We start from the raw sequence: 24,752 nt of genomic DNA on the forward strand, positions 1-24,752 counted from the left end.
GTGGCGTGCACGCCCGCCGGGGTCTGACGTGGAAGGGGTCAGAAGTGCATCTGCGCGCGCAGTTCGAAGATCTCCGGCGTGCTGTGCACGCCACGACGGCTGGCGTCGACCTTCACGTAGTTGGCCTGGAACTTGAAGTGGCTGGTCAGGTACCAGTTCGCACCCAACGTCAGGTCGTGCTGGCGGCCACCCAGGATGTCACCATCGTCGAGGTCCAGGCGGCTGTAACGCGCCACCAGTTCGACCGCACCGTAGTTGTGCGCCGGCTTGATGTTGGCCACCGCGCCGGCGTTGTACGGCCGTGATTCGCCGGTCAGCACCCAGCTGGCCATCGCGTACTGGCCGCTGCCGGTGAAGTCGGGCTTGCCGTCATGGCGGGTGACCGTGGCGCGCAGCGCTTCGGCCTGCAGCGAGAACGGGCCGCGGATCCAGATGCCTTCCAGGCCGGTGCGGCGGATCTGGTCGGCGGTGACCAGCGCGCCGGAATCGACGTAGCGGATGTCGGTCAGGCCGGCTTCCGGGCGCGCGCGCAGGCGGGCGCTGGCCTCGTGGTGCACGTCGCGGCCATCGCTGTAGCCGCGTGGGTTCTCCTGCGAGTAGGCCAGGCCCAGGTGGATAACGTCACCTGGTGCCTTCACCGGCGTCCACACCGCACGCACCGCCTGGGTGGTGCCGGGGTTGTCGCCCTGCAGGTCCTTGCCGCCATAGGCGCCGGCCTGCAGCAGGTACTGCGGGCGCTCCAGCACCCATTCCACACCGGTACGGCGGCCTTCGTAGAAGGCCTGCACCGGCAGCGAGGTTTCCAGGAAGCTGCCGGCACGCGAAGAGGTGTTCGCATCCAGGCCGACCGGGGTCTTCATGTAGCCGAAGCGGAAGCGGCCGACGTCACGGCCGAAGAAGGCCTTGCTCTCGAAGCGCACGAACACGTCCAGCCAGGTATCGGCCTGGAAGTCGTAGTAGACCATCGCGTCGTACACGCCCTTCTTCTTCAGCGTCGCACCGAATTCCTTGCGGCGCACGGCGTCGTCGTCCTCGAGGCCACTGGCCGAGGAAAAGTCGTTGTAGTCGTAGGCGATGTTGGCGGTAGCGGCCAACTCGGTGCCGTCGCCGAAGGTGTACTTGGTCGGCCAGTTGTCGAAATCCGCAGCCGAAGCGAGGGCGGGTAGGGCGGCCAGCGACAGGGCCAGCAAGGTGGGATTCGGGCGCATGTTGGGTGCGGCTCTCTCAGATTGCGTGTGGACAGGACATCAACGGCCGCAGGGGCCGAAACTTTCGCAGGGACATGCCCAGCCGTTCAGCCCGGGCCACCGGCCTTCCCGTTTCTGGGCGGTGCGGCGCCAGTGTAGGCACCTGTGCCACCTGAACCGGGGGGCTAGTACCAATAGGTTATCTGCGCCGGCGTGCCTGGCGCGTACAAAGGCGTCCATTGGTCGCACCCCCTGTGCGTGCAGTACAGGGCCTGCGGTCAGTTTCCACGGTAACGGCTCCCGTGCAGTCCCGGGGCCGTACGTGCCTGAAAACGCCCCTTCCGGAGTCCGCCATGCACATCCCGACCGCAGCACCGGTGCCTGCAAAGCCGTTGCCGATCTATCGCCAGCTGTACTTCCAGGTGATCGTGGCGATCGTGCTGGGTGCCATCCTCGGCCACTACGAACCGCTGGTCGGCGAGAAGATGAAGCCGCTCGGCGATGCCTTCATCAACCTGGTGAAGATGATCATCGCGCCGGTGATCTTCCTCACCATCGTCACCGGCATCGCCAGCATGACCCACCTGCGCACGGTGGGCCGGGTGTTCGCCAAGGCAATGGCGTACTTCCTGTTCTTCTCCACGCTGGCGCTGATTGTCGGCATGATCGTGGCGCACGTGGTGCAGCCCGGCGCCGGCATGAACATCAATCCGGCCGAGCTGGACCAGACCGCAGTGCACAGCTACGTCGAGAAGTCGCATGACCTGACCCTGGTCGGCTTCCTGATGGACATCATCCCGAAGACGCTGCTCAGCGCTTTTGTCGATGGCAACATCCTGCAGGTGCTGTTCGTGGCCGTGCTGTTCGGCATCGCGCTGGCGATGGTGGGCGACAAGGGCAAGCCGGTGCTGAACTTCCTGGAGGCGCTGGTCGCCCCGGTGTTCAAGCTGGTGCACATCCTGATGAAGGCTGCCCCGATCGGTGCCTTCGGTGCGATCGCCTTCACCATCGGCAAGTACGGCGTCGGCTCGCTGATCAACCTGGCCTGGCTGGTGGGCTCGTTCTACCTCACCGCGTTCCTGTTCGTCGCGGTGATCCTGGGCCTGGTCTGCCGCCTGTGCGGCTTCTCGGTGTTCAAGCTGGCGCGCTACCTGAAGGCCGAACTGCTGCTGGTGCTCGGCACCTCCTCGTCGGAGTCGGCGCTGCCGTCGCTGATGGAGAAGATGGAACGCGCCGGCTGCAGCAAGTCGGTGGTGGGCCTGGTGGTCCCGACCGGCTACTCGTTCAACCTGGACGGCACCAACATCTACATGACCCTGGCGGCACTGTTCATCGCCCAGGCCACCAACACCGAACTGACCCTGGGCCACCAGATCGCCCTGCTGCTGGTCGCCATGCTCAGCTCCAAGGGCGCGGCCGGTGTCACCGGCGCCGGTTTCATCACCCTGGCCGCCACCCTGGCCGTGGTGCCGGAGGTGCCGGTGGCTGGCATGGCGCTGATCTTGGGCGTGGACCGGTTCATGAGCGAATGCCGCTCGCTGACCAATTTCATCGGCAATGCGGTGGCCACCGTGGTGGTCTCGCGCTGGGAAGGCGCGCTGGACCGCAACCGCCTGCAGCTGGCGCTGGATGGCCGCGAGAGCGAACTGCCGCCGCCGGTCGATGCGCTGCCCGAGGCGCTGCCGGCCAAGGGCTGATCCAGGTGTGTGGTACCGCGGGGCCGATCACGTCAGTGGTACGGCCCCGCGGCGTTTCAGGGCGTCCCATGGCTGTCATGGGCAGCGCCGAAGCTGGTATCGCGGTACCGTCGCATACGGCACGGAATTGTGCGGTCGCAGCATGCTTGCGACAGGATAGCGACAGGTCCGGACGCTCCAACGGGGGTATCATCCCCTGTCCCTTCTGCCCATTCATGTAACCCACATCGATGTCCAACGAAGATTTCAAACAGGCCGCCCTCGATTACCACCGGATGTCCCCGCCGGGAAAGATCAAGGTTTCCGCTACCAAGCCCATGCTGACCCAGCGCGACCTGTCGCTGGCGTATTCGCCGGGCGTGGCGTACGCCTGTGAAGCGATCAAGGCCGACCCGCAGCAGGCCAGCGAGCTGACCGCCCGCGGCAACCTGGTGGCGGTGATCTCCAACGGCACCGCGGTGCTGGGCCTGGGCAACATCGGCGCGCTGGCCGGCAAGCCGGTGATGGAAGGCAAGGGCGTGCTGTTCCAGAAGTTCGCCGGCATCGATGTGTTCGACATCGAAGTGGATGAGACCGACCCGGACAAGCTGGTCGACATCATCGCCTCGCTGGAACCGACCTTCGGCGGCATCAACCTGGAGGACATCAAGGCGCCGGAATGCTTCGTGGTCGAGCGCAAGCTGCGCGAGCGCATGAAGATCCCGGTGTTCCATGACGACCAGCACGGCACGGCGATCATCGTCGGCGCGGCCGTGCTCAACGCGATGGCGATCACCGGCAAGAAGATCGAGGAAGTGAAGCTGGCGACCACGGGCATGGGCGCGGCCGGCATTTCCTGCGTGAACATGCTGGTGCAGCTGGGCCTGAAGCCGGAGAACATCCTGGCCTTCGATCGCGAGGGCGTGATCCACACCGGTCGTACCGACCTGGACCCGGAAAAGCAGCGCTATGCGCGTGACACCGACAAGCGCACCCTGGCCGAGATCGTCGACGGCGCGGACATTTTCCTGGGCCTGTCGGCACCGGGCATCCTGACCGCCGACATGGTCAAGACCATGGCGCCGGATCCGGTGATCTTCGCGCTGGCCAACCCGACCCCGGAAATCATGCCGGAGGTGGCGCGCGCTGCGCGTCCGGACGCGATCATCGGCACCGGCCGTTCGGACTACCCGAACCAGGTCAACAACGTGCTGTGCTTCCCGTACCTGTTCCGTGGTGCGCTGGACGTGGGCGCCACCGCGATCAACGAGGAAATGAAGATCGCCTGCGTGCGTGCCATTGCTGCACTGGCACGCCGTGCAGCCACCGACATGGGTTCGGCCTACGGCGGCGAGACCCCGAGCTTCGGCCGTGAATACCTGATCCCGCGCCCGTTCGACCGCCGCCTGCTGGTGGAACTGTCGGCCGCCGTGGCCCAGGCCGCGATGGATTCGGGCGTGGCCTCGCGCCCGATCGAGGACATGGGCGCCTACCGCGACAAGCTGGCCCAGTTCGTCTACCGCACCAGCCTGATGATGAAGCCGGTGTACGACCGCGCGCGCAGCGACAAGCAGCGCGTGGTGTACGCCGAGGGCGAAGAGGAAGTGGTGCTGCAGGCGGTGCAGAACGTGGTCGATGACGGCCTGGCGCATCCGATCCTGATCGGCCGCCCGGAAGTGATCGAGTCGCGCATCGAGCGCCTCGGCCTGCGCCTGAAGATCGGCGAGAACGTTGAAGTCACCAACATCAACGATGACCCGCGCTTCAACGAATACTGGCAGTACTACCACGGCCTGACCGGCCGTCGTGGCGTGACCGTGGCCGCGGCGAAGAACCTGATGCGTTCGCGCCCGACCCTGATCGCAGCGGTGATGGTGGCCCGTGGCGAGGCCGATGCGATGCTGACCGGCATCGTCGGCCGCTTCCACAAGAAGCTGGGCTACGTGCGCAGCGTGCTGCCGCTGGAGCCGAAGGTCACCTCGACCTCGGCGATGACCGGCGTGATCAACCAGCAGGGCGTGTTCTTCTTCGTCGATACCCACGTGCAGGAAGACCCGACCGCCGAGCAGCTGTGCGAGGCGACCCTGCAGGCGGCCTATCGCATGAAGCTGTTCGGCATCGAGCCGAAGGTGGCGCTGCTGTCGCACTCCAACTTTGGCAGCCATGATTCGAAGGATGCGCTGAAGATGCGCCAGGTGCGCGAGCTGCTGCTCAAGCGCAACCCGCGCCTGAACGTGGATGGCGAAATGCAGGGCGACACCGCATGGGATGAAGCGCTGCGCCAGAAGCTGCTGCCGGGCTCGACCCTGCAGGGCCGCGCCAACCTGTTCGTGCTGCCGAACCTGGAAGCGGCCAACATCGCTTACAACCTGGTGCGGGTGTTCACCGACGGCGTGGCGATCGGCCCGATCCTGATGGGCGTGAACAAGCCGGTGCACATCCTGACCACCAGCGCGACCTCGCGCCGGATCCTGAACATGACCGCCATTGCGGCGGTCGATGCGCAGATCCGCAAGCAGATCGAAGCGGAAAAGAAGGCGTAAGCCTTCGTTCCGCTGCGATCTGCAGAAACGCGCCCTTCGGGGCGCGTTTCGTTTCCGCCCAGCGGAAACCGGATCGGGTAGCGCCGGGCCATGCCCGGCGAGCGCGCAGCGCGGCGCTTCTCGCATTCCGCCGGGCATGGCCCGGCGCTACCCGATGAATTGCAGTCCGGCGGTCATTTCCCTGCAACGCCGCTGCGGCCCAATACGCCCACGCGGCCCGGCCGTGGGAAGGGACCGGACCGGCCTTCCCACCCTGGGCCCGACCAACTTCCCATCGGCGAGGGTGTCATGCGCAATCGAGTGACGCGGCGGTACTTCCAGCAGCTGTTCGCGCTGTACGCCGGTTTCGTGCAGTCGCGCTGAGGCGCCGGCGACAGCGTGGGTGTCAGCGCCGCTTGCCGCGGCGTGCAGGGGCCGGCGGCGGAGCGTCGGAACGCGGCTTGGCGTACTGCGCCCACAGCGCCGGCAGTGCCTTGCCGGTGTGCTTCTGCCACAGCGCCGGTGCATAGCGGCCGTCGCGCAGGGCCTTGTCCAGTGCCAGCACCAGGCCCGGATGTTCGGCGTCGGCCCATTTCAGGAACGCACCGGTGACCCGGTAGCCGCTGTCGAAGTTCTGCCCCTTCTCGACCTTGCCCGGCAGTGCCCAGCCCGCGGCGGCATTGTCCATGCCGTAGCGGTCGCGTGCGTAGTCGGCGATGCCTTCCACCAGCCAACCCGGCACCCGTGCGTCGCCATAGCCCGGATAGCCCTGCACGATGTGCATGGCCTCATGGGTGACCAGGTCGATGTCGTTGGGGTGCTGCGCCAGCCAACCCGGGTTGATGGTGATCGTTGCGGCCTGGTCCTTGTCACCGACGAAGGCGATCCCGGTGTAGGCCGGGTCGATCACGATGCGCACCATCGACGGCGCGGCCGGGTGGAAGTCCGCACGTTCGCGCAGGTAGGCGAAGTAGAACGTATCGATCACCCGCTTGCGCTGCGGCGCGGCCAGGGCGCCACGGGCGTCCTGGTAGTTCAGCGTCACGCCATCGCGGGTCAGCTGCGCATCAAAGGCCTGGGTCTGGCCGAAGCTGGAGAAGGAAAGGGCAACAAGGGCCAGAGGCAGCAGACGGTAGCGCATGGGGCTCATTGTACGGCGCTGGGCGCCAACAGTTCGATCTCCGCCAGCGGCAGCCGGCCCGGTGCGGCCAGGCGCAGCCGATACTCGCTGTAACGGCCGGGTTTGGCGATGCGGAACGGTCGGGTCTGGCGGGCAGACTCGAAGGCTTCGCCGCTGCGCTGGTCGAGCACGATCCAGCGGCCGTTGCCACTGCGCGCTTCCAGCGTCCATTCGCCGCCCTGGATGCGGCCGTCACCGCTGGTGAGCGTGTACATGGTCGGCGCGCCGTCACCCAGGCCGGTCAGTGCGATGGTTGCGCCGCCGCCCAGGCCGACGGTGGTGGCTGCATCGTCATCGACCAGCGCCGGCAGGGCGCGGCCATCGGCCAGCGTCGCCTTGGCGCCACTGCCGAGCAGGTCGTGCAGCAGCTGCGGGCGCTGGCCCCGCGCGGTCAGCGAGCGCGGCACGTCATCCACGCCGCTGCCCCAGCGCGACGGCTGCGGCCCCATCACGAAGTCCAGCGTCGCGCCCTTGGCGATCAGCTCGTGCGGCACCCAGGTCTTCGTCCACGGCTTGCCATTGATCTTCAGCGACTGCACGTAGACGTTCTCGCGTGAGTTGTTGGCCGCGTTCACGGTCAGCACCGCACCGCCCTGCAGTTCCACCCTCGCATGTTCGAATGCCGGTGAACCGATCACGTACTCCGGGGCGCCCATGCGCAGCGGATACAGGCCCAGCGAGGCCAGCACGTACCACGCGGAGGTCTCGCCGTTGTCCTCGTCGCCCGGATAGCCCTGGCCGATCTCGCTGCCCACATACAGCCGCGACAGGATCTCGCGCACGTGCTGCTGGGTCTTCCACGGCTGCCCGGCGTACAGGTACATCCATGGGATGTGGTGCGCCGGCTGGTTGCTGTGTGCGTACATGCCCATGCGCACATCGCGCGCTTCGGTCATTTCGTGGATGGTGCCGCCATAGGATCCGGCAAACGCGGGGTCGGCGGTTTCCGGCGTGGAGAAGAAGGCATCCAGCTTCGCTGCCAGCTTGTCACGGCCACCATAGAGCGCGGCGAGTCCTTCGCCATCGTGGGCGGCGGTGAAGGCGAAGGTCCAGCCATTGGATTCGGTGTAGTCGTGGCCCCACACGCGCGGGTCGTAGGACTTGGCGTCCACGCGCCACTGGCCATCGGCGTTGCGGCCCTGGAAGAAGCCGGCGGCCGGATCGAACATCGTCGCGTAGCTGGCGGCGCGATGGCGGAAGTAGTCGGCCTCGGTGCTGTAGCGCTCGCGTGCGGCCGGCGTGGTTGCGCGCTTGGCCAGAGCGTCGGCCATGTTGGCGATGCCGAAGTCATTCAGTGCGCCTTCCATCGTCCACGACATGCCTTCGTGCACGTCCGCGCTGGCGTAGCCACGGAAGGTCGAACGGTCCATGCCCTTGCGGCCGACATGGCGGTCGGGGGGGACCACGGTCGCGTTCTTCAGCGCGGCGGCGTAGGCCTCGGCCGGATCGAAGCCGCCGATGCCCTTCAGCCACGCATCGGCGAAGGCAACGTCCGAACTGGTGCCGACCATCAGGTCGGCGTAGCCCGGCGACGACCAGCGTGCGATCCAGCCACCGGCACGGTACTGCTCGATGAAGCCCTGCACCATCTGCCCGGCATCGTCGGGCGTGAACAGCGCATAGGCTGGCCAGGTGGTGCGGAAGGTGTCCCAGAAGCCGTTGTTGACGAACACCTTGCCATCGCGCACGCCGGTGAAGCTGCGGTTCGCGCTGCCTTCGGTGTTGTCGTCGCTGGCGCTGGCCTGGTTGGCGTAGCGCCAGTCAGGCGCGGCCGCGCTGCCGGCATTCTCGTGGCCGGAGTTGGGATACAGGTACAGCCGGTACAGGCTGGAATACAAGGTGGTCTTCTGGTCGTCAGTGGCATCGCCGATGTCGAAGCGGGCCAGGCGCGCGTCCCATGCATCCTGCGCACGGCCGGCCACGCTTTCCAGCGTGTCGGCGGCGGAGATTTCCAGCGCCAGGTTGTGACGCGCCTGTTCCACCGAGATCAGCGAGGTCGCGATGCGCATCGTCACCTGCCGGTCGCTGCCAGCATCGAACTTGATGTAACCGGTCGGGCGGCCGGTGTCGAGGCGGCCGCTGCTGCGCCACGGCTTGTCGAAGCTGGCCACCACGTACATGCGGCTGGCGCCGTTGGACAGGCCACTGCGCGTATCGGTGTAGCCGCTGAGGGTCTGCGTGGCCGTGTCCAGGGTCAGGCCACCACGCGCATCGACATTGTCGAACAGCAGGTTGGCGTCGCCGCCCTCGGGGAACTCGAAGCGGAACAGCGCGGCATGGTCGGTCGGTGCGATGGCAGCAGCGATGCCATTGTCGAAGCGCACGTCGTAGCGGTAGGGGCGCGCGCTTTCATGACGGCGGTCGAACGACAGCGCGCGCTTGCGGCGGTCGGCGTCCGGCACGCCACGGCTGGCCGAGGGCATCACCTGGAAGGTCTGGCGGTCGCCCATCCACGGGCTGGGCTGGTGGCTCAGTGCCAGTGCCTGCAGCTGCGGGCGGTTCTGCGCATCGTTCTGTTCGTTCCAGCGGTACAGCCAGTTCAGTGCGCCGGCGTCGGTCACCGGGGTCCAGAAGTTGAACCCGTGCGGCACCGCCGTGGCCGGGAAATTGTTGCCGCGCGAGAAGGTGCCGTTGGCCTGGGTGCCGCGGGTGGTCAGCACCCAGTCGGAGACGCGCTGCGGCCGCTGCCGCGGTTGGGCATCCAGGCGCACGTCATCAATCCAGCCAGAGACCGGCGCGCCCTCGGCACTGGCTACCTCCAGCTCGATCGCCACCACGCGGCGGCCCTTCAGCGTGGGCACGTCGCCCAGCCGCACTGCCTTGCGGGCCCATTGTTGCGGGTACAGCGTCTTCGATTCGCCCTGCGCGCGTGCGCCGATCGCCACGCCATGCTGGTCGCGTGCCGCACCGGCCGAAACGCGGCTGCCATCGTCCAGCAGCAGGTCCAGCGATACATAGGTCGAGGCGACGGTGTCCTTGCCGACGATTTCCGGCAGCACCAGCCACGACAGCGTGGTATCGGCCTCGATGGGCAGGTCGGCCTTGAACAGTTCGCGCCGCGCGCTGCCGCCTTCGCTGCTGTAGCGCAGCGCATGCAGGCCGCTGTAGCCGGCGTTGCGCTTGGCGGCGTAGGGCGCGGCCGGTCCATTGCCGATCGTGACCTGAAGCGCACCGGTGGCCTGCGCCGGTACAGGTTCGCCCGGTTCGAACGAGGTCTGCAACCCCTGCGCCCGCGCCGGCATCGCAGTGGTCGCACAGGCCAGGGCCAGGGCGAGCGGAAGCAGGGCGCGGCGCGGATCGGACAGGGTCATGCAAGGGTCTCCCGGAAGGGCTGGCGGCGGGCGAACCCGCATCGGCGGACACCACGGACAGCATCGCTCCGCCCGCCAGGCTGGCAGTGGAAGAGGCGATGCCGGTCCGGTGGGGGCGGGCCATGCGATCGGGTTGGATTGGGTGGGTCGGGGTGCGACCTGGCCCGATCCTGCAACAGCCGCCGCGCGCTGGCAAGTGCCATTTAGTTCGATCCAAATGCGGGAAATATCGCTGGAGTCGATTCTGGCGAGCGAACCTGCCGGAACGACCGCGAAATCCCCGGAATCGCCGCCGCCCGGCGTGCGGTGGGGAGATGCGAGGCATCGGCGGCGGCGTGCAAAGGCCCGTTGCGGGGCAATGTCGTTGCGGCCCAGATGCTAGAATCATGGGCCTCGCAACCCGTTCACCGAATCCGCCATGAGCCATACCGCCACCGCGCCCGCCAACGCCGAGAAGCGCTATACCGTGCACCGCAGCGATCTGCCGTTGAGCTGCCCGACCCCGGAAATGGCGCTGTGGAACTCGCATCCGCGCGTGTACCTGCCGATCGAAGACGAGCCCAACGGCGAAGCGCAGTGCCCGTACTGCGGTTCCGTGTTCGTGCTGGCCGACTAAACGGCGGCCCCTTCGATGCGCCGATTGACCGTGGTGCAGTTGCTGCCGGCGCTGCACTCCGGTGGTGTCGAGCGCTCGACCCTGGAAATCGCTGCGGCCCTGGTTGCCGCCGGCCATCGCGCGCTGGTGGTGTCTGCCGGTGGCCGCCTGGTGCAGCCGCTGCTGGACAGTGGTGCCGAGCACCTCACCCTGGATATCGGCCGCAAGTCGCTGCTGACCCTGCGCCATCTGCCGACCCTGCGCCGGCTGTTTGCCGAAGTTGGTGCGGACATCGTGCATGCCCGTTCGCGGCTGCCGGCCTGGTTGGGCCTGTACGCGATCCGCGCCATGCCCGCCGCACAGCGCCCGCATTGGGTGACCACCGTGCACGGGTTGAACTCGCCCAGCCGCTACAGCGCGGTGATGACCAGTGGCGAACGCGTGATCTGCGTGTCCAACACCGTGCGCGCCTACGTGCAACGCCATTACCCGACGGTGCCGGAAGAAAAACTGCGGGTCATACCGAGAGGTGTCGACGTCAACCAGTTCCCGCGCGTGGCGCGCGCCGACCGCCGCCCGCGGCTGGCGCTGGCGGCCGACTACCCGTGGCTGGCCCAGGTCGAAGGCCCGCTGCTGCTGCTGCCGGGGCGCGGCACCCGGCTGAAGGGCCACACCCACGCGCTGCAGCTGCTGGCCGACGTGCGTGCCGCCGGCGTGCCTGCCCAGCTGTGGATGCTGGGCACCGACGAACCCGGGCGCGAGGCCTACGTGGCTGACCTGCGCCGCCAGGCCGCGGCACTGGGCGTGGCCGAGGCCGTACAGATCAGCACGCCTACCGTCCGCATCGCCCAGGCCTACGCCGCCAGCGATCTGGTGCTGCAGCTGTCGGACAAGCCGGAAGCCTTTGGCCGCACCGTGGTTGAGGCGCTGTCGGTCGGTCGCCCGGTGCTGGGCTGGGACCACGGTGGCGTCGGCGAACTGCTGCTGCAGCTGCAGCCCAGCGGTGCGGTGCCGCTCGGCGACGCGCGCGCGCTGGGTGAACGTGCGCTGGCCCTGCTGGCGCAGCCGCCGTCCCTGCCGACCCGCATCCCGTTTACCCTGCAGGCCATGCAGCGCGATACCCTCCGCCTCTATGCCGATCTCGCCGGCTGACCCCGCTGCCATCGTGCGCGACGACCGTGCCGGGCGCTGGGCGCCCTGGTGGGTGCTGGCGTACGTGGCGATGTGGCCGCTGCCGGGCATTGCCGAAACCGTGCTGGGCCTTGGCGCGGTCTATGCTGCCGCGCGCATGGTGATGCGCCGGCTGCAGCGCCGCCCGCACCTGTTGAGCACGGCGGCGTGGGCGCTGACCTCGATCCTGTTCCTCGGCTACTGGCTGCCGCAGGCGTTTTCGGCCATCGATGCGATCGACCCTTCGGCCTCGTGGACCAAGGCGGCCGCCGGACTGCGCTACCTGCCCTTCATGTGGCTGGTGGCGATCGCGGTGGCCACGCCGGAACGGCGGCGCTTGACCTTCGGTGGCCTGGCGCTGATCACCGGCGTGTGGACGCTGGACGCGCTGGTGCAGGCGCTGGCTGGCACCAGCCCGTGGTTCTGGTCGCTGGAACACCTGAAGCTGGCCGTGAGTGGCCACGCGTTGTGCCCGGCCGACGAAGCCGCACTGGCCGACCGCCTCAGTGGCGCGCTTGGACCCTGCAATCTGAAATTCGGCCAGGTGCTGGCCAGCCTGTCACCGTTCCTGCTGCTGCCGATGGCGCGGCGTTTCGGCAATGCAGGGTGGCTGCTGGCCGCTGCAACACTGGGGTGCGTGCTGCTGCTGGCAGGTTCGCGCGCCTCGTGGATCACCTTTGTGCTGGTGCTGGCCTACAGCGGCGTGCGCCAGTTCGGCTGGAAGCGGCGGCTGCTGCTGGCCCTGGTGGCAGCGCTGGGTACGGCCGCACTGACAGCGGGCGTGCCGCAGCTGCGCGAGCGTGTCGCGCGCACGGCGCAGGCATGGAACGAAGACGGGCAGGGCGTTGACGAGGCGCTTTCGGGGCGCGCGCGCATCTGGACCGCAGCGGTGTGCATGATCGAGGAGCATCCGGTCAACGGTGTCGGTGCGCGCGGCTTCCGCGATGCGTATCCGGCCTGCGTGTCAGATGAGGGTCCCGCCGTGTGGGGCAGCCAACCGGCGTTGCACGCCCACCAGATCGTGCTGGAAATCCTTGCCGAGACCGGCGTTCTGGGCCTGCTGCTGTGGTTGGCGGCGGTGGCGCAGGCCTGGCGGGCCTGGCGCTATGCCCCGGCGGCTGCGCGTGATCGCGCCCGACCGGCGATGCTGGCGCTGGCGGTTACGGTGTTCCCGCTCAATACGCACCTGGCGTTCTATTCCGCGTTCTGGGGTGGCCTGACGGTGCTGCTGGCAGCCCTGTTCGCCGGCAGCCTGCTGGCCCGCGACGCAGATGATTCCCCGCCGGTGAAGTGACCGCGCATCCGCGCATGGTAGGGATCAACCATGGAGTCGATCAGTAGATCCATGCCATGCGTGGATGAGGCTTTCCCGACCTGAACACGGTGACATCTCCACTATCGGTGCCCCGGCAGTTCGCGCACGCTGGAGTCATGGCCAGCCCCAGACTTCGCTACGGTCGGTATTCCCGATCCGGCACCGTGTATTCATTGACCACAGCAACCCTCGGCCGCGAACCGTTGTTCGCCGATGCGGCAAACGTGGCGATCCTTATCGACACCCTGCGCTTCGTAGAGCGCAAGGGCTTCAGCCACAGCCTCGCCTGGGTGGTCATGCCCGACCATCTGCACTGGCTGATGGAGCTGCGCGGAGTAACCCTGGCCGAGTGTATGGCCCTGCTCAAATCACGCAGCAGCCGACTGCTGAACCGGCGATTGGAGCGACGAGGGGCGCTGTGGCAGCACGGTTACCACGATCATGCCGTACGCAGCGATGAATCCCTTCATGAGAAGGCGATGTACATCCTGGCCAATCCGGTCCGTGCGGGCCTGGCCGGCACGTTGGGTGAGTACCCGCACGCATGGTGCCGTTGGCCGTTGTAGGTGCCGGCACCCGGATGTAGAGCATCCACGCATGGCGTGGATCTACTTCAGAATGCTCCGCGTCATCAAATCCACGCCATGCGTGGACGAAACCCTCCCGCCCCACCGTTATTTGTAGAAATCACTCCGGCCACCGGGCTGGCGCTTGAAGCGGCGGTGGATCCACAGGTACTGGTCGGGAGCCTCGCGCACCATCGCTTCGATGGCCTGGTTGACCCGCGTGGTATCGGCTTCCACATCCTCGCTGGGGAAGTTCTCCAGCGGCGCGCCGATCTTCAGGAAGTACTTTCCGCCTTCGCGCCGGTGGAAGTACGGAATCACCGCACAGCCGGTCATGCGCGCCAGCTGATGGGTGGCGGTGATGGTCGAAGCGGTGTGGCCGAAGAACGGCACGAACACGGTGTCCTTGCCCCGCATGTCCTGGTCTGGCGCGTACCAGAGGAAGCCGCCCTTCTTCAGGTGGCGCACGGTCGCGCGGATGTCCTCGTTGGCGAACATCGCCTTGGCATAGCGCAGGCGGCCGAACTTCACCGCCCACTCGTACACCGGGTTCTTGTGCTTGCGGTACATGCCGGAAAGATCGACGTAGTCGCACAGCAGGCGGCCGCACATTTCCAGGGTCATGAAGTGGCCGGAGACCAGCAGGACGCCGCGGCCTTCGGCCTGCATCTGCCGCAGGTGTTCCAGGCCTTCGATCCGTACCTGCGGGCGGATGCTGTCGATGCTGCCCCACCAGGCGCGGATGCACTCGAACACGCCGACGCCCAGCGCATCGAAACTGTCGCGCACCAGGCGCTGCCGCCACGCCTCGTCCTTCTCCGGGAAGCACAGCTGCAGATTGACCTCGGCGGCGCGGCGGCGGCTGCCGAGCAGGCGCCAGGTGATCCAGCCGACGCCCCGGCCCAGCGCGCGCTGCAGCATCCACGGCAGGCGGGCGATGGCGAAGGCGCCGAACATGGCGGCGAACATCGGCCAGTTGCGCGGATCGCGCAGCGACGGGCGGACGGCGGTGGAGGCATCTGACATGGGGCCATTCTACCAAGGCGGCCGCGTGTCTTTCCCGGGGGGCTCCCGTATCCTTGCCGCATGCGTAAAGACCCTGTCGAATGGATCCTGCGCGGCCTGTACTCGGTCGTGCTCTACATCCTGCTGCCGATCACCGTGTACCACCTGGTCTGGCGCGGCTTCCGGGTCCGTGAATACTTCCGGCGCTGGGACGAGCGCTACGCCTCCTATCCGCAGCCCACCGGCCAGCCACGGGTGTGGCTGCACGCGGTCTCGGTGGGCGAGGTCAATGCCGCCGCGCCGCTGGTCAACGCCCTGCGCCAGCAGCGCCCGGACATCCGCTGGGTCATCACCACCATCACTCCGACCGGCTCCGAGCGCGTGCGTGCGCTCTGGGGCGACGCGCTGGACCATGTCTACCTGCCGTACGACGTGCCGGGCAGCGTCAACCGCTTCCTCGGCCATTTCCAGCCCAGCCTGGCGCTGATTCTGGAAACCGAGTTGTGGCCGAACATGCTGTTCGGCTGCCGTGACCGTGGCGTTCCGGTCTACATCCTCAATGCCCGGTTGTCGGCGCGTTCGCTGCGCGGCTACCGGCTGCTGGCCGCATTGATCCGCCGCGCCCTGCGCACCGTCACCTGCGTGGCCGCGCAGTCGCAGGACGATGCCGAGCGCTTCGTGCAGCTGGGGGCGGAGCCCGGCCAGGTGCAGGCACTGGGCAACCTGAAGTTCGACATCACCACGCCGGACGTGCAGGGCTTCGTCGAACAGTTCCATGCACGGGTGCCGGGCGCGCGCCCGGTATGGATCGCCGCCAGTACCCATGATGGCGAAGAGCAGGCGGTGATCGACCTGCACCGGCGCCTGCGCCAGCAGCATCCGGATCTGCTGCTGCTGTGGGCACCGCGCCATCCCGAACGTTTCCCGAAGGTGGAAGCGCTGGCGCGCGAACAGGGCTGGAGCGTGGCGACCCGCCGCGTGGACCAGTGGCCGCACGCCGCCACAGACGTGTTCGTCATCGACACCCTCGGCGAGCTGATGCCGTTCTACGCCTGCGCCCAGGTCGCCTTCGTCGGCGGCAGCCTGCAGGCCATCGGTGGCCACAACCTGCTGGAGCCCGCTGCGATGGGAACCGCGGCGGTGACCGGCCCGCACCTGCACAACTTCGCGGAAATCTCCCGGCGCATGCGCGAGGCCGGTGCGCTGCTGATCGGCGAAGATGTGCAGGCAGTGGGCGACCTGCTGCAGCATCTGCTTGAAGATGCGCAGGCCCGCGAAGACATGGCGCGTGCGGGCTGCACGTTGGTCAGCAATGGCCGTGGCGCGCTGCAGCGCACGCTTGCGCTGGTCGCACCGCACCTGCCACCACCGCGCGAGTGATCCCGGCAGCGCGGCGTCGGCGGCGCTGTGCAGCGTTGTCGTGATCAACTTCATCAATTCTGCTTAGCAACGATTTTTCTGTCGTTGCTGGACCGACCCTGCCGATGGCAGCGTGCCTGCCATCACATCGTGGCGCACGCAGCACCGATTCTGATTCCGCAGGACGACGCAGGCTGCCAGCCTGCTGTCGACCGCGCTTGGGCGGATATCAAGGGAACTTGCGATGGACGGCGACAGGGGCAGGGACGGCACCGGTGGGGCGCGCTTGGGGATGGACCACCTGGCTGTGGTGGCACTGACGCTGCTGGTGGGCGGCAGCGTGATCGCGCTGGTGGGCCAGCACACGGCGGCACAGGCTGGCCCGGCCATCGTACTGAGCCTGTTGCTGGCCGCACTGGGGGCTGGCCTGGTGCTGTGCTGCCTGCAGGATCTGGTGCTGCGACTGCCGGCGGCCGATGGCCTGTACGGGCTGTTGGCCGCCAGCTGGGGGCCACGGGTGGCCATCGTTCTGGGCGCGATCCTGTTGCTTGAGCTGACGGCGACCACGGCGGGCGCGGCACAGTCCATGGCCCGCCATGTACATGCCGTGCTGGCTACCGGAGGCCTCCATGCCAACGACTGGCTGCCCGTGCAGGTAGCGGCGGCCATGGGTCTGCTGATGTTGAGCGCGCTCGCGTTGCTGCCGCCGCGGGGTGTGGCTCTGGCGGCCTGTGCGCTGCTGACGGTGAAGATCGGTGTGGGGGTGTTGCTGCTGGCGCTGGCGGCGCGTCACGTGCACTACGGGCATTGGATTCCCTGGCTGCCTCCGGCGACCGCACCGTATCGCTTCGGGCTGGGGGGCGTGCTGGCGGCTGCGGTGCCGCTGCTGGGCATATTTGCCAGCGTGGGCCTGGCACTGGGCTTTCCTGCGCTGCGCCGCCAGGACGCGATGTGGCAGCCGGCGGTGCTGGCGCTGGTCTCGTTGCTGGCGATGCTGCTGCTGATCGTGCTGGCAGCATTGCAGGCCGGGCTGGTCGAGTTTTCCGCGCTCGCCAGTACCCGGCCACTGGCGGTTGCGCTGCAGGTGCACCCCCAGCTGCAGTGGATGCTGCCATTGTTGCCCCTGGCCGGGGCAGCGGGCCTGGCCGCCCTGCAGTTGGTGCTGCTGATGCTGGCCGTCCGGTTGGCCACATCGTTGTGGCCCCGCGCAGCTGACGCGGCGGGACGATCCCGCACGCGCCTGAGCGCAATGGTGGTTGCGCTGCCGGCGGTGATGCTGGTGCTGGGGCTGCCGCAGGGCACCTTGCCGGCGCTGCCGGGTCCGGCAACGCTGGTGGTGATGGCGGCGCTGTGCCTGGCGGTGCTGCGGCGTCGGGATGACACCCGGCAAGGCGCAGCCGGCTGCGGGCTGATGATGTCGATGCTCGCCCCCTTGGCAGCCGTGCTGTGCGCGCTCGCGGCGTTGGAACGCCTGCGCGCATGGCCGGGCTGACGGTTCGTGGGGCCACGCCGGGGCGCGCGCGTGTGGATGCAGCATCTGCAAAAAAGCCACCCTCGCGGGTGGCTTTTTTGTTGCAGGGGCGACGACTCAGTGCGTGGTCGTGGCCGGGTTGCCCGCGTCCTGGGTCAGCAGCCGATTGACGTCCTGCAGTTCGGCCACGTCCAGCGCACCCAGCGACTGGCTCAGCAGCAGGCGGTTCTGCAGGAAGGTGTAGCGGGCCTGGGCATAGTCCAGCTGCGCCGAGAACAGGATGCGCTGGTTCTGGATCACATCCAGCACGGTGCGGGTACCGACTTCCAGGCCGACCTGCGAAGCGTCGTACGCGCTCTGCGCCGAGACCACCGCCAGGCGGCGGGCTTCCACTTCGCTGATGCCCTGCACCAGGGTCTGGTAGGCATTGCGGGTATTGCGATCCAGGGCACGCTTCTGCTGCTCGTAGCCGTCCTGGGCGATGTCACGCTGCGCCAGCGCCTGGCGCACGCCGGACTGGGTGGCACCACCGGAGAAGATCGGCACGCTCAGGGTCAGGCCGATGCTGTTGGTGCGCGCATCCGGCGACAGCGAGCCGGCACCGGTGCTGTCGCCCCAGGTGGCGCTCTTGCCCCAGCTGCCGCCCAGCGACAGGGTCGGGTAATGACCACCACGGGCAGCCTGCACGCTGGCTTCAGCGGCACTGACCTTCAGCTCCTGCGCCTTCAGCGCCGGATTCTGGGTCGTAGCCTGCTGCACCAGCTCGTCGATGTTGCCGCGGTTGGCCGGCACTTCCGGGCGGAAGTCCGCCGGCAGGCCACGCAGGTTGGTCACCGGCTGGCCGGTCAGTTCGGTCAGGGCCTGGTAGTTATCGGCCAGGGTGTTCTGCGCGATGATGGTGTTGGCGCGCGCCTGGTCGTACTGGGCGCGTGCTTCGTGCACGTCGGTGATCGGCGCCAGGCCCACTTCCAGGCGCTTGTCGGCGAAGTCGAACTGCTTCTTCGCGGCCGCTTCATTGGTCTGTGCAGCGTTCAGCGATTCGATCGCCACCAGCACGTTGAAGTAGGCCGCCGAGGTGCGCACGATCAGGCTGTCGTTGGCCGAATCGAGGGTGAAGTCCGCCGCCTTGCTCAGCTCGCGCTGCGAACGCAGGTTGTTGATCTGGGTCCAGTTGAACAGCGTCTGGCTGCCGTCGATCGTGTAGGTGCGGCGCTTGTTGGTGAACGAGCCGGAGTTGGCGTCGGCGTTCGGCTCGCTGCGCGTGCGGTTCAGCGCGGCCTGGCCGTTGATCTGCGGCAGCAGGGCGGCACGCGCCTGCACGGCGCCTTCCTTGTCGTACAGCCGGGTCGATTCGGCGGCCGACAGCTGCGGATCGCCGTTGCGGGCCATTTCGTAGACCTGCAGCAGGTCGGCGGCATGGGCGGACAACGGCAGCAGGGCAGTGGCCAGCGCAACAGCGAGGGATCGGCGGATCATTGCGGCTTCCTTGGACTCAGAGGTGGAACTGGGGGGCCGGGGCGGCACCACGCAGGTAATCGATATCGGTCTCGAACAGGGACTCGGAGCTGCCGTCGGCCTTGACCAGCAGGGCCTCCATCGCCGGCGAGCGGCCGTGGATCACGAACAGGCGGCCACCCGGACGCAGCCACGAGGCGAACTGTGACGGCACCACGTCGACCGCACCAGTGACACAGATCACGTCAAAGCGGCGTTCGGTCTGCCAGGACAGGGCATCGGCCACTTCCACGCGGACGTTGGTGCCCAGGCCGGAGGCGTCCAGGCGGGCACGCGCAGCGGAGGCCAGCTCAGGGTCGATTTCCAAGCTCAGCACATCGCGCGCCAGCGCGCCGATGCAGGCCGACAGGAAGCCGCTGCCCGTGCCGATTTCCAGCACTTCGTCACCCGGCTGCAGGTCCAGTGCCTGCAGGGTACGGCCCTCGATGACCGGCTTCATCATCTTCTGGCCGTGGCCGATCGGCAGTTCGACATCGGCGTAGGCCAGTGCCCGGTGCGCGTCGGCGACAAAGGCCTCGCGCGGCAGGCGGGCCAGGACGTCGAGCACCTTGATGTCCAGCACGTCCCAGGGACGGATCTGCTGTTCCACCATCAGTTCGCGGGCGTGGGCGTAATCAATCGTCATGAGGTTCAAATCCAGCGCAGTGGGCCGGCCATTTTACCGGTGCCGGAGGCCGGCGGCGCGCCCAGAGCATCAGCTGCCGGGGGCCGGGGTCGCAGTGCCGGAAGTCATCGCGACCTCCGGTTCGTTCAGTTTTGGTTATTCAGCCGTTCCGGCCCCTCGCGGCGCGTAGGCGCGCAGGAAGAAGTCGATGCTGGCGGTCACGTGGGCAACAGGGTCGCATTCCACGGGCGACAGTGGCATGCCGCACATCATATGCATGTGCACTTCGCCCTTGACCAGGGTCAGGAACTGCTCGCCGGCCAGAGCACAGTCGGGGATATCCAGTTCGCCACGTTCGGCGCGGGCACGCAGGAAATCGGCCAGGGCCTCGCAGGTACGCTCGGGGCCGGCTTTCCAGAACAGCGCGCGCAGGCGTTCGTCGGTCTCCGGCGCCATCATCATGCGCTGGATCGAGATCGCCGCGTCGGAGGTGATCAGCTCGAAGAAGGCCAGGCCGATACCGATCAGCTGGTCGCGCAGCGGGCCGTCCGCGTCGGCTACGAACAGCGCGTCGGGCAGCATTTCAATGCACTTTGACTGCACCGCCTCGGAGAACAGCGTCTCCTTGTCGCCGAAGTGGCTGTACACAGTCAGCTTCGAGACGCCGGCCTGAGCGGCGATGGTGTCCATGCTCACGCCGGTATAGCCCTGTTCGATGAACAGTGCCTTGGCTGCTTCAAGGATCGCCGCGCGCTTGCCGAGGTCCTTGGGGCGCCCGGGTCCGGCGGCCTTGGCAGCGGGCTTGGCCGACGGCTTGCGGGAAATGTGGGAACTCATCGCGACAATACTAGACCAAGCGGTTCGATATTTATACTATACCGGCCGGTTTATTAAATTGGGCCGGCAGTCGCGGCTCCTCCCTTAGTTGCAACCCTGCGTTTTCAGGACGTTGACCGATGAAGATCGTGCGCTGGATGGGCGGTATGGTGTGGATGGCTGCGCTGGCAGCCTGTTCGGGGCAGGAACAGGCGCCACCGGCGGCCGTACCGGTGCTGGTGGTTCACCCCGGCGAGCAGGCCGGGCAGGCGCCGGCGGCGTTCCCGGGCACGGTGCGTGCGCGACAGGAAAGCCCGCTGTCGTTCCGAGTTGGCGGCAACCTGGTCAAGCGCCACGTCGATGCCGGGCAACGGGTGAAGAAGGGCGACGTGCTGGCCGAGCTGGACGTGGCCGACTTCGCGCTGCAGGCCCGTGCCTCGCAGGCGCAGCTGGCGGCAGCCGAAGCCGATCTGGTGCGCGCCCGCGATGACCTCAAGCGTTACCAGGTGCTGGCCGACCAGCAGCTGGTCAGCCGCTCGCAGCTGGACCAGCAGTCCGCCGCGTTCAAGGCCGCGCAGGGCCAGGCCAACGCCGCCCGCGCCAACCTCGATGTGCTCCGCAACCAGGCCGGCTACGCACAGCTGCGTGCGCCGGCCGACGGTGTGATCGCCAGCCGCGAGGCCGAGGCCGGGCAGGTAGTGTCCGCCGGGCAGACCATCTTCAACCTGGCCGCCGACGGTGGCCGCGAAGTGCTGATCGACCTGCCCGAGGCCACCATCCGCGACTATGCTGTGGGCCAACCGGTCGAGGTGGAGTTGTGGAACCGCCCCGGCCAGCGCCTGCCGGGCACGATCCGGGAGATCGCCGCCGCTGCCGATCCGCAGGCACGTACCTATGCCACCCGGGTCAGCCTGCCCGCCGATGCGCTGGCCGACGTCGAACTGGGCCAGAGTGCACGCGTCTACAGCAGCGCCGGTCGCCACGGCACCCTGCAGCTGCCGCTGGGCGCGCTGCAGCGTGGTGCCAACGGTGCCGCCAGCGTATGGGTGGTCGATCCGGGCAACAGCACGCTGAAGGCCGCAACGGTTACCACCGGCGCGTTTGGCAGCGAGACGGTACCGGTACTGTCGGGCGTGAGCGGGGGCGACTGGGTAGTTGCTGCGGGTGGCCACCTGCTGCGGGCCGGCCAGCCGGTGATCGCCGTGGACCGGCAGAACCGTCCCGTTCTGAAGCCGGCTACGCCGGCCGCTGCCGCCAAGGCCAGGGAGTAAGCCGGTGCGCCGCTTCAATCTTTCCGAGTGGGCGTTGTCCAACCGCCCGCTGGTGCTGTTTGCGATGCTGGCTTTCGCGCTGATCGGCGCATGGTCGTACAAGCATCTGGGCCAGTCCGAGGACCCGCCGTTCACCTTCAAGGCGATGGTGGTGCGCACATTGTGGCCGGGGGCGACCGCCGAGCAGGTCTCGCGGCAGGTGACCGAGCCGCTTGAGAAGGCGCTGATGAATACCGGCGAGTACGAGTTCATCCGCTCGTACTCGCGCCCGGGCGAATCGCAGATCATCTTCATGGCGCGCGACAGCCTGCGTTCCAGGCAGATCCCGGACCTGTGGTACCAGGTGCGCAAGCGCGTGGGCGACATCCGCCCGACGCTGCCGCGCGAGATCGTCGGTCCGTTCTTCAACGATGAGTTCGGCGACACCTACGGCAACATCTACGCGTTGACCGGCAAGGGCTTCGACTACGCGGTGATGCGCGACTACGCCGACCGCATCCAGCTGGAACTGCAGCGGGTGCCCGACGTCGGCAAGATCGACCTGGTCGGCCTGCAGGACGAGAAGGTGTGGATCGAACTGTCCAACACCCGGCTGGCCACGCTGGGCGTGTCGATGCAGCAGGTGCAGCAGGCGCTGGCCGACCAGAACGCAGTGACCGGCACCAGCTTCTTCGAGACCGCCACCGATCGCGTGCAGCTGCGGGTGACCGGCCAGTTCAACGACATCGAAGCGATCCGCCAGTTCCCGATCCGCGCCGGCGACCGCACCGTGCACCTGGGCGACATCGCCGAGGTCAAGCGCGGCTTCGCCGATCCGGCGTCGCCGAAGATGCGCTTCATGGGCGAAGAGGCGATCGGCCTGGCGGTGGCGATGAAGGATGGCGGTGACATCCTCAAGCTCGGCGCCAACCTCGATGCCGAGTTCGAACGCCTGCAGAAGACCCTGCCGGCCGGCATGCAGCTGCGCAAGGTGTCCGACCAGCCGCAATCGGTGGAAGAGTCGGTCGGCGAGTTCGTGCAGGTGCTGACCGAGGCGGTGGTGATCGTGCTGCTGGTCAGCTTCTTCTCGCTGGGCCTGCGCACCGGCCTGGTGGTGGGCGTGACCATCCCGCTGGTGCTGGCGATGACCTTCTTTGTCATGCACTACTTCGACATCGGCCTGCACAAGATCTCGCTGGGTGCATTGGTGCTGGCGCTGGGACTGCTGGTGGACGATGCGATCATCGCGGTGGAGATGATGGCCACCAAGATGGAGCAGGGCTACGACCGCCTGCGCGCCGCCAGTTTCGCCTGGGAGTCGACCGCGTTCCCGATGCTGACCGGCACCCTGATCACCGCGGCCGGCTTCCTGCCCATTGCCACTGCGGCATCGAGTACCGGTGAATACACCCGCTCGCTGTTCCAGGTGGTGACCATCGCGCTGGTGGTGTCGTGGATCGCAGCGGTGCTGTTCATCCCTTACCTGGGCGACAAGATGCTGCCGGACCTGTTCAATCCGCAGCCGCCGAAGCCGGGCAGCCTGTCAGCGCGCTGGCACGCCAAGCGCCAGCAGTGGGCCGACCGCTATCCGGCGCTGGCCAATCTGATCGCGCCGCCGCAGCACGGGCACGATCACGATCCGTACCAGCGCCCGTTCTATCGTAGTTTCCGTCGCTTCCTCGATACCTGCCTGCGGCATCGCTGGTGGGTGATCGCGGCGACCATCGGCCTGTTCGTGTTCTCGCTGATGATGTTCCGCTTCGTGCCGCAGCAGTTCTTCCCGGATTCGACCCGGCCGGAACTGATGGTGGACATCGAGCTGGCCGAGGGCGCCTCGCTGCGCTCGACCCAGGCCCAGGCCGAGAAGCTTGAGAAGCTGCTGTCCAGCCGCGAGGGCATTGCCAACTACGTGTCCTATGTGGGCACCGGTTCGCCGCGCTTCTACCTGCCGCTGGACCAGCAGCTGCCGGCGACCAACTTCGCCCAGTTCGTGGTGCTGGCCAAGGACATCACTTCACGCGAAAGCACCCGCGACTGGCTGCTGCACGAGGTGATCCCGAAGTTCCCGGACGTGCAGATGCGCGTGACCCGCCTGGAGAACGGCCCGCCGGTCGGCTATCCGGTGCAGATGCGCATCTCCGGCGAGCACATCGAGAAGGTGCAGGCGATCGCGCGCCAGGTCGAGGCCAAGGTGCGGGAGAACCCGCACGTGATGAACGTCAACCTGGACTGGAGCGAGCCGAGCAAGGTGGTGCGCCTGGTGGTCGACCAGGAGCGCGCCCGCGCGCTGGGCGTGAGCAGCGCCCAGGTCAGCCAGTTCCTGTCCAGTTCGTTGGCCGGGCAATCGGTAAGCGTGTACCGCGAGGGCAATCGCCAGATCGAGATGCTGCTGCGCGGGCCGGCCGATGAGCGCAATCAACTGGAGCTGCTGTCCAGCCTGTCGATGCCCACCGCCAACGGTGGCAGCATCACGCTGTCGCAGGTGGCGACGATGGAGTACGGCTTCGAGGACGGCATCATCTGGCACCGCAACCGATTGCCGACGGTGACCGTGCGCGCCGACATCAGTGATGGCATGCAGGCGCTGGACGTGGTGCATCAGATCCTGCCCACACTGGACGGCATCCGTGCCGAGCTGCCCAGTGGTTACCTGCTGGAAACCGGCGGTACCGTGGAGGATTCGGCGCGTGGCCAGAACTCGATCAAGGCTGGCATGCCGCTGTTCCTGGTGGTGGTGGCCACGCTGCTGATGCTGCAGCTGCGCAGCTTCTCGCGTGCAGCGATGGTGCTGGTGACCGCGCCGCTGGGCATCATCGGCGCGACCCTGTTCCTGCTGCTGTTCCGGGCGCCGTTCGGCTTCGTGGCGCTGCTGGGCACGATCGCGCTGGCCGGCATGATCATGCGCAACTCGGTGATCCTGATCGACCAGATCCAGCAGGACATCGATGCCGGGCATGACCGTTGGCATTCGATCATCGACGCCACGGTGCGCCGCTTCCGCCCGATCGTGCTGACCGCACTGGCAGCCGTGCTGGCGATGATTCCGCTGTCGCGCAGCGCGTTCTACGGCTCGATGGCGATCTCGATCATGGGCGGCCTGATCGTCGGTACGGTGCTGACCCTGGTGTTCCTGCCGGCGTTGTACGCGGCGTGGTTCCGGGTGAAGCCCGATGAATCCGGGGCGTGATGCCGACCGGGGTCGGATCCCTT

At 67.6% G+C, this 24,752-nt stretch carries 17 protein-coding genes; 10 read left to right on the forward strand and 7 right to left on the reverse strand.

Translation table 11 applies throughout. The features are described from left to right. Positions 1-38 precede the first annotated feature (38 nt). Entirely contained in the window at positions 39-1,208 is a 1,170-nt protein-coding gene (locus AC5P7X_RS01900; protein ID WP_005419152.1) for an OprO/OprP family phosphate-selective porin, read from the reverse strand. 332 nt (positions 1,209-1,540) lie between these two features. Between AC5P7X_RS01900 and AC5P7X_RS01905 the strand changes: the two genes are divergently transcribed. Beyond that, positions 1,541-2,884 carry a dicarboxylate/amino acid:cation symporter gene (locus AC5P7X_RS01905; RefSeq protein WP_005419151.1) on the forward strand — a complete coding sequence of 448 codons (1,344 nt, stop codon included), beginning with the start codon at positions 1,541-1,543 and terminating at the stop codon, positions 2,882-2,884. Positions 2,885-3,114: 230 nt separating this feature from the next. After that, on the forward strand, positions 3,115-5,406 hold the full coding sequence (locus AC5P7X_RS01910; protein WP_061479574.1) for an NADP-dependent malic enzyme: 2,292 nt from the start codon (positions 3,115-3,117) through the stop codon (positions 5,404-5,406). Between the two features lie 385 nt (positions 5,407-5,791). Here AC5P7X_RS01910 and AC5P7X_RS01915 read toward each other — a convergent pair whose 3' ends face one another. Then, positions 5,792-6,535: a basic secretory protein-like protein gene (locus tag AC5P7X_RS01915; protein WP_032954509.1), complete on the reverse strand. Its 744-nt coding sequence runs from the start codon at positions 6,533-6,535 to the stop codon at positions 5,792-5,794. Then, entirely contained in the window at positions 6,532-9,876 is a 3,345-nt protein-coding gene (locus tag AC5P7X_RS01920; protein WP_053499094.1) for a GH92 family glycosyl hydrolase, read from the reverse strand. Before AC5P7X_RS01920 ends, AC5P7X_RS01915 begins: the two co-directional genes overlap by 4 nt. A 418-nt stretch (positions 9,877-10,294) precedes the next feature. On the opposite strand from AC5P7X_RS01920, the gene AC5P7X_RS01925 reads away from it, so the two are divergent. From AC5P7X_RS01925 to AC5P7X_RS01940, 4 genes are all read left to right on the forward strand, one after another. Then, on the forward strand, positions 10,295-10,492 hold the full coding sequence (locus tag AC5P7X_RS01925; protein ID WP_005410967.1) for a zinc-finger domain-containing protein: 198 nt from the start codon (positions 10,295-10,297) through the stop codon (positions 10,490-10,492). A gap of 15 nt (positions 10,493-10,507) precedes the next feature. Next, positions 10,508-11,623 carry a glycosyltransferase gene (locus tag AC5P7X_RS01930; RefSeq protein ID WP_069139227.1) on the forward strand — a complete coding sequence of 372 codons (1,116 nt, stop codon included), beginning with the start codon at positions 10,508-10,510 and terminating at the stop codon, positions 11,621-11,623. Continuing rightward, positions 11,604-12,935: an O-antigen ligase family protein gene (locus AC5P7X_RS01935; protein WP_495214361.1), complete on the forward strand. Its 1,332-nt coding sequence runs from the start codon at positions 11,604-11,606 to the stop codon at positions 12,933-12,935. The genes AC5P7X_RS01930 and AC5P7X_RS01935 overlap by 20 nt, the downstream gene beginning before the upstream one ends. Positions 12,936-13,072: 137 nt before the next feature. Beyond that, complete coding sequence (locus AC5P7X_RS01940; protein WP_346607909.1) at positions 13,073-13,522, forward strand: REP-associated tyrosine transposase; 450 nt, start codon at positions 13,073-13,075, stop codon at positions 13,520-13,522. A 108-nt stretch (positions 13,523-13,630) separates the two neighbouring features. On the opposite strand, the gene AC5P7X_RS01945 is transcribed toward AC5P7X_RS01940, so the two are convergent. Next, on the reverse strand, positions 13,631-14,548 hold the full coding sequence (locus AC5P7X_RS01945) for an LpxL/LpxP family Kdo(2)-lipid IV(A) lauroyl/palmitoleoyl acyltransferase (RefSeq protein ID WP_005419134.1): 918 nt from the start codon (positions 14,546-14,548) through the stop codon (positions 13,631-13,633). A 60-nt stretch (positions 14,549-14,608) separates the two neighbouring features. Here AC5P7X_RS01945 and waaA point away from each other — a divergent pair, with 60 nt between their 5' ends. Both waaA and AC5P7X_RS01955 read left to right on the forward strand, forming a co-directional pair. Then, on the forward strand, positions 14,609-15,907 hold the full coding sequence (gene waaA / locus AC5P7X_RS01950; RefSeq protein WP_053499087.1) for a lipid IV(A) 3-deoxy-D-manno-octulosonic acid transferase: 1,299 nt from the start codon (positions 14,609-14,611) through the stop codon (positions 15,905-15,907). A gap of 271 nt (positions 15,908-16,178) precedes the next feature. Further along, positions 16,179-17,378, forward strand: a complete 1,200-nt coding sequence (locus AC5P7X_RS01955) for an APC family permease (protein WP_372484517.1) — start codon at positions 16,179-16,181, stop codon at positions 17,376-17,378. A gap of 96 nt (positions 17,379-17,474) precedes the next feature. Here the strand turns inward: AC5P7X_RS01955 and AC5P7X_RS01960 are convergent, their stop codons facing one another. The 3 genes from AC5P7X_RS01960 to AC5P7X_RS01970 all read right to left on the reverse strand — a co-directional run bounded on the left by AC5P7X_RS01960 (position 17,475) and on the right by AC5P7X_RS01970 (position 20,313). After that, positions 17,475-18,833 carry a TolC family outer membrane protein gene (locus tag AC5P7X_RS01960; RefSeq protein WP_346607907.1) on the reverse strand — a complete coding sequence of 453 codons (1,359 nt, stop codon included), beginning with the start codon at positions 18,831-18,833 and terminating at the stop codon, positions 17,475-17,477. Positions 18,834-18,849: 16 nt separating this feature from the next. Next, positions 18,850-19,497, reverse strand: coding sequence for a protein-L-isoaspartate O-methyltransferase family protein (locus AC5P7X_RS01965; RefSeq protein WP_111129272.1), 648 nt, complete (start codon positions 19,495-19,497; stop codon positions 18,850-18,852). A gap of 135 nt (positions 19,498-19,632) precedes the next feature. Further along, positions 19,633-20,313, reverse strand: coding sequence for a TetR/AcrR family transcriptional regulator (locus tag AC5P7X_RS01970; RefSeq protein WP_329842693.1), 681 nt, complete (start codon positions 20,311-20,313; stop codon positions 19,633-19,635). 119 nt (positions 20,314-20,432) lie between these two features. Between AC5P7X_RS01970 and AC5P7X_RS01975 the strand changes: the two genes are divergently transcribed. Together AC5P7X_RS01975 and AC5P7X_RS01980 are read left to right on the forward strand one after the other, a co-directional pair. Continuing rightward, entirely contained in the window at positions 20,433-21,563 is a 1,131-nt protein-coding gene (locus AC5P7X_RS01975) for an efflux RND transporter periplasmic adaptor subunit (RefSeq protein ID WP_065185352.1), read from the forward strand. A 4-nt stretch (positions 21,564-21,567) separates the two neighbouring features. After that, positions 21,568-24,729, forward strand: a complete 3,162-nt coding sequence (locus AC5P7X_RS01980; protein WP_049416701.1) for an efflux RND transporter permease subunit — start codon at positions 21,568-21,570, stop codon at positions 24,727-24,729. Positions 24,730-24,752 lie beyond the last annotated feature (23 nt).

Source organism: Stenotrophomonas sp. YJH_SMC_53 (assembly GCF_059369995.1).

Coding starts and splice junctions, on each gene's coding strand:
- AC5P7X_RS01900 (WP_005419152.1), bottom strand. CDS start 1,208: ATGCGCCCGAATCCCACCTTGCTGGCCCTGTCGCTGGCCGCCCTACCC.
- AC5P7X_RS01905 (WP_005419151.1), top strand. CDS start 1,541: ATGCACATCCCGACCGCAGCACCGGTGCCTGCAAAGCCGTTGCCGATC.
- AC5P7X_RS01910 (WP_061479574.1), top strand. CDS start 3,115: ATGTCCAACGAAGATTTCAAACAGGCCGCCCTCGATTACCACCGGATG.
- AC5P7X_RS01915 (WP_032954509.1), bottom strand. CDS start 6,535: ATGAGCCCCATGCGCTACCGTCTGCTGCCTCTGGCCCTTGTTGCCCTT.
- AC5P7X_RS01920 (WP_053499094.1), bottom strand. CDS start 9,876: ATGACCCTGTCCGATCCGCGCCGCGCCCTGCTTCCGCTCGCCCTGGCC.
- AC5P7X_RS01925 (WP_005410967.1), top strand. CDS start 10,295: ATGAGCCATACCGCCACCGCGCCCGCCAACGCCGAGAAGCGCTATACC.
- AC5P7X_RS01930 (WP_069139227.1), top strand. CDS start 10,508: ATGCGCCGATTGACCGTGGTGCAGTTGCTGCCGGCGCTGCACTCCGGT.
- AC5P7X_RS01935 (WP_495214361.1), top strand. CDS start 11,604: ATGCCGATCTCGCCGGCTGACCCCGCTGCCATCGTGCGCGACGACCGT.
- AC5P7X_RS01940 (WP_346607909.1), top strand. CDS start 13,073: ATGGCCAGCCCCAGACTTCGCTACGGTCGGTATTCCCGATCCGGCACC.
- AC5P7X_RS01945 (WP_005419134.1), bottom strand. CDS start 14,548: ATGTCAGATGCCTCCACCGCCGTCCGCCCGTCGCTGCGCGATCCGCGC.
- waaA (WP_053499087.1), top strand. CDS start 14,609: ATGCGTAAAGACCCTGTCGAATGGATCCTGCGCGGCCTGTACTCGGTC.
- AC5P7X_RS01955 (WP_372484517.1), top strand. CDS start 16,179: ATGGACCACCTGGCTGTGGTGGCACTGACGCTGCTGGTGGGCGGCAGC.
- AC5P7X_RS01960 (WP_346607907.1), bottom strand. CDS start 18,833: ATGATCCGCCGATCCCTCGCTGTTGCGCTGGCCACTGCCCTGCTGCCG.
- AC5P7X_RS01965 (WP_111129272.1), bottom strand. CDS start 19,497: ATGACGATTGATTACGCCCACGCCCGCGAACTGATGGTGGAACAGCAG.
- AC5P7X_RS01970 (WP_329842693.1), bottom strand. CDS start 20,313: ATGAGTTCCCACATTTCCCGCAAGCCGTCGGCCAAGCCCGCTGCCAAG.
- AC5P7X_RS01975 (WP_065185352.1), top strand. CDS start 20,433: ATGAAGATCGTGCGCTGGATGGGCGGTATGGTGTGGATGGCTGCGCTG.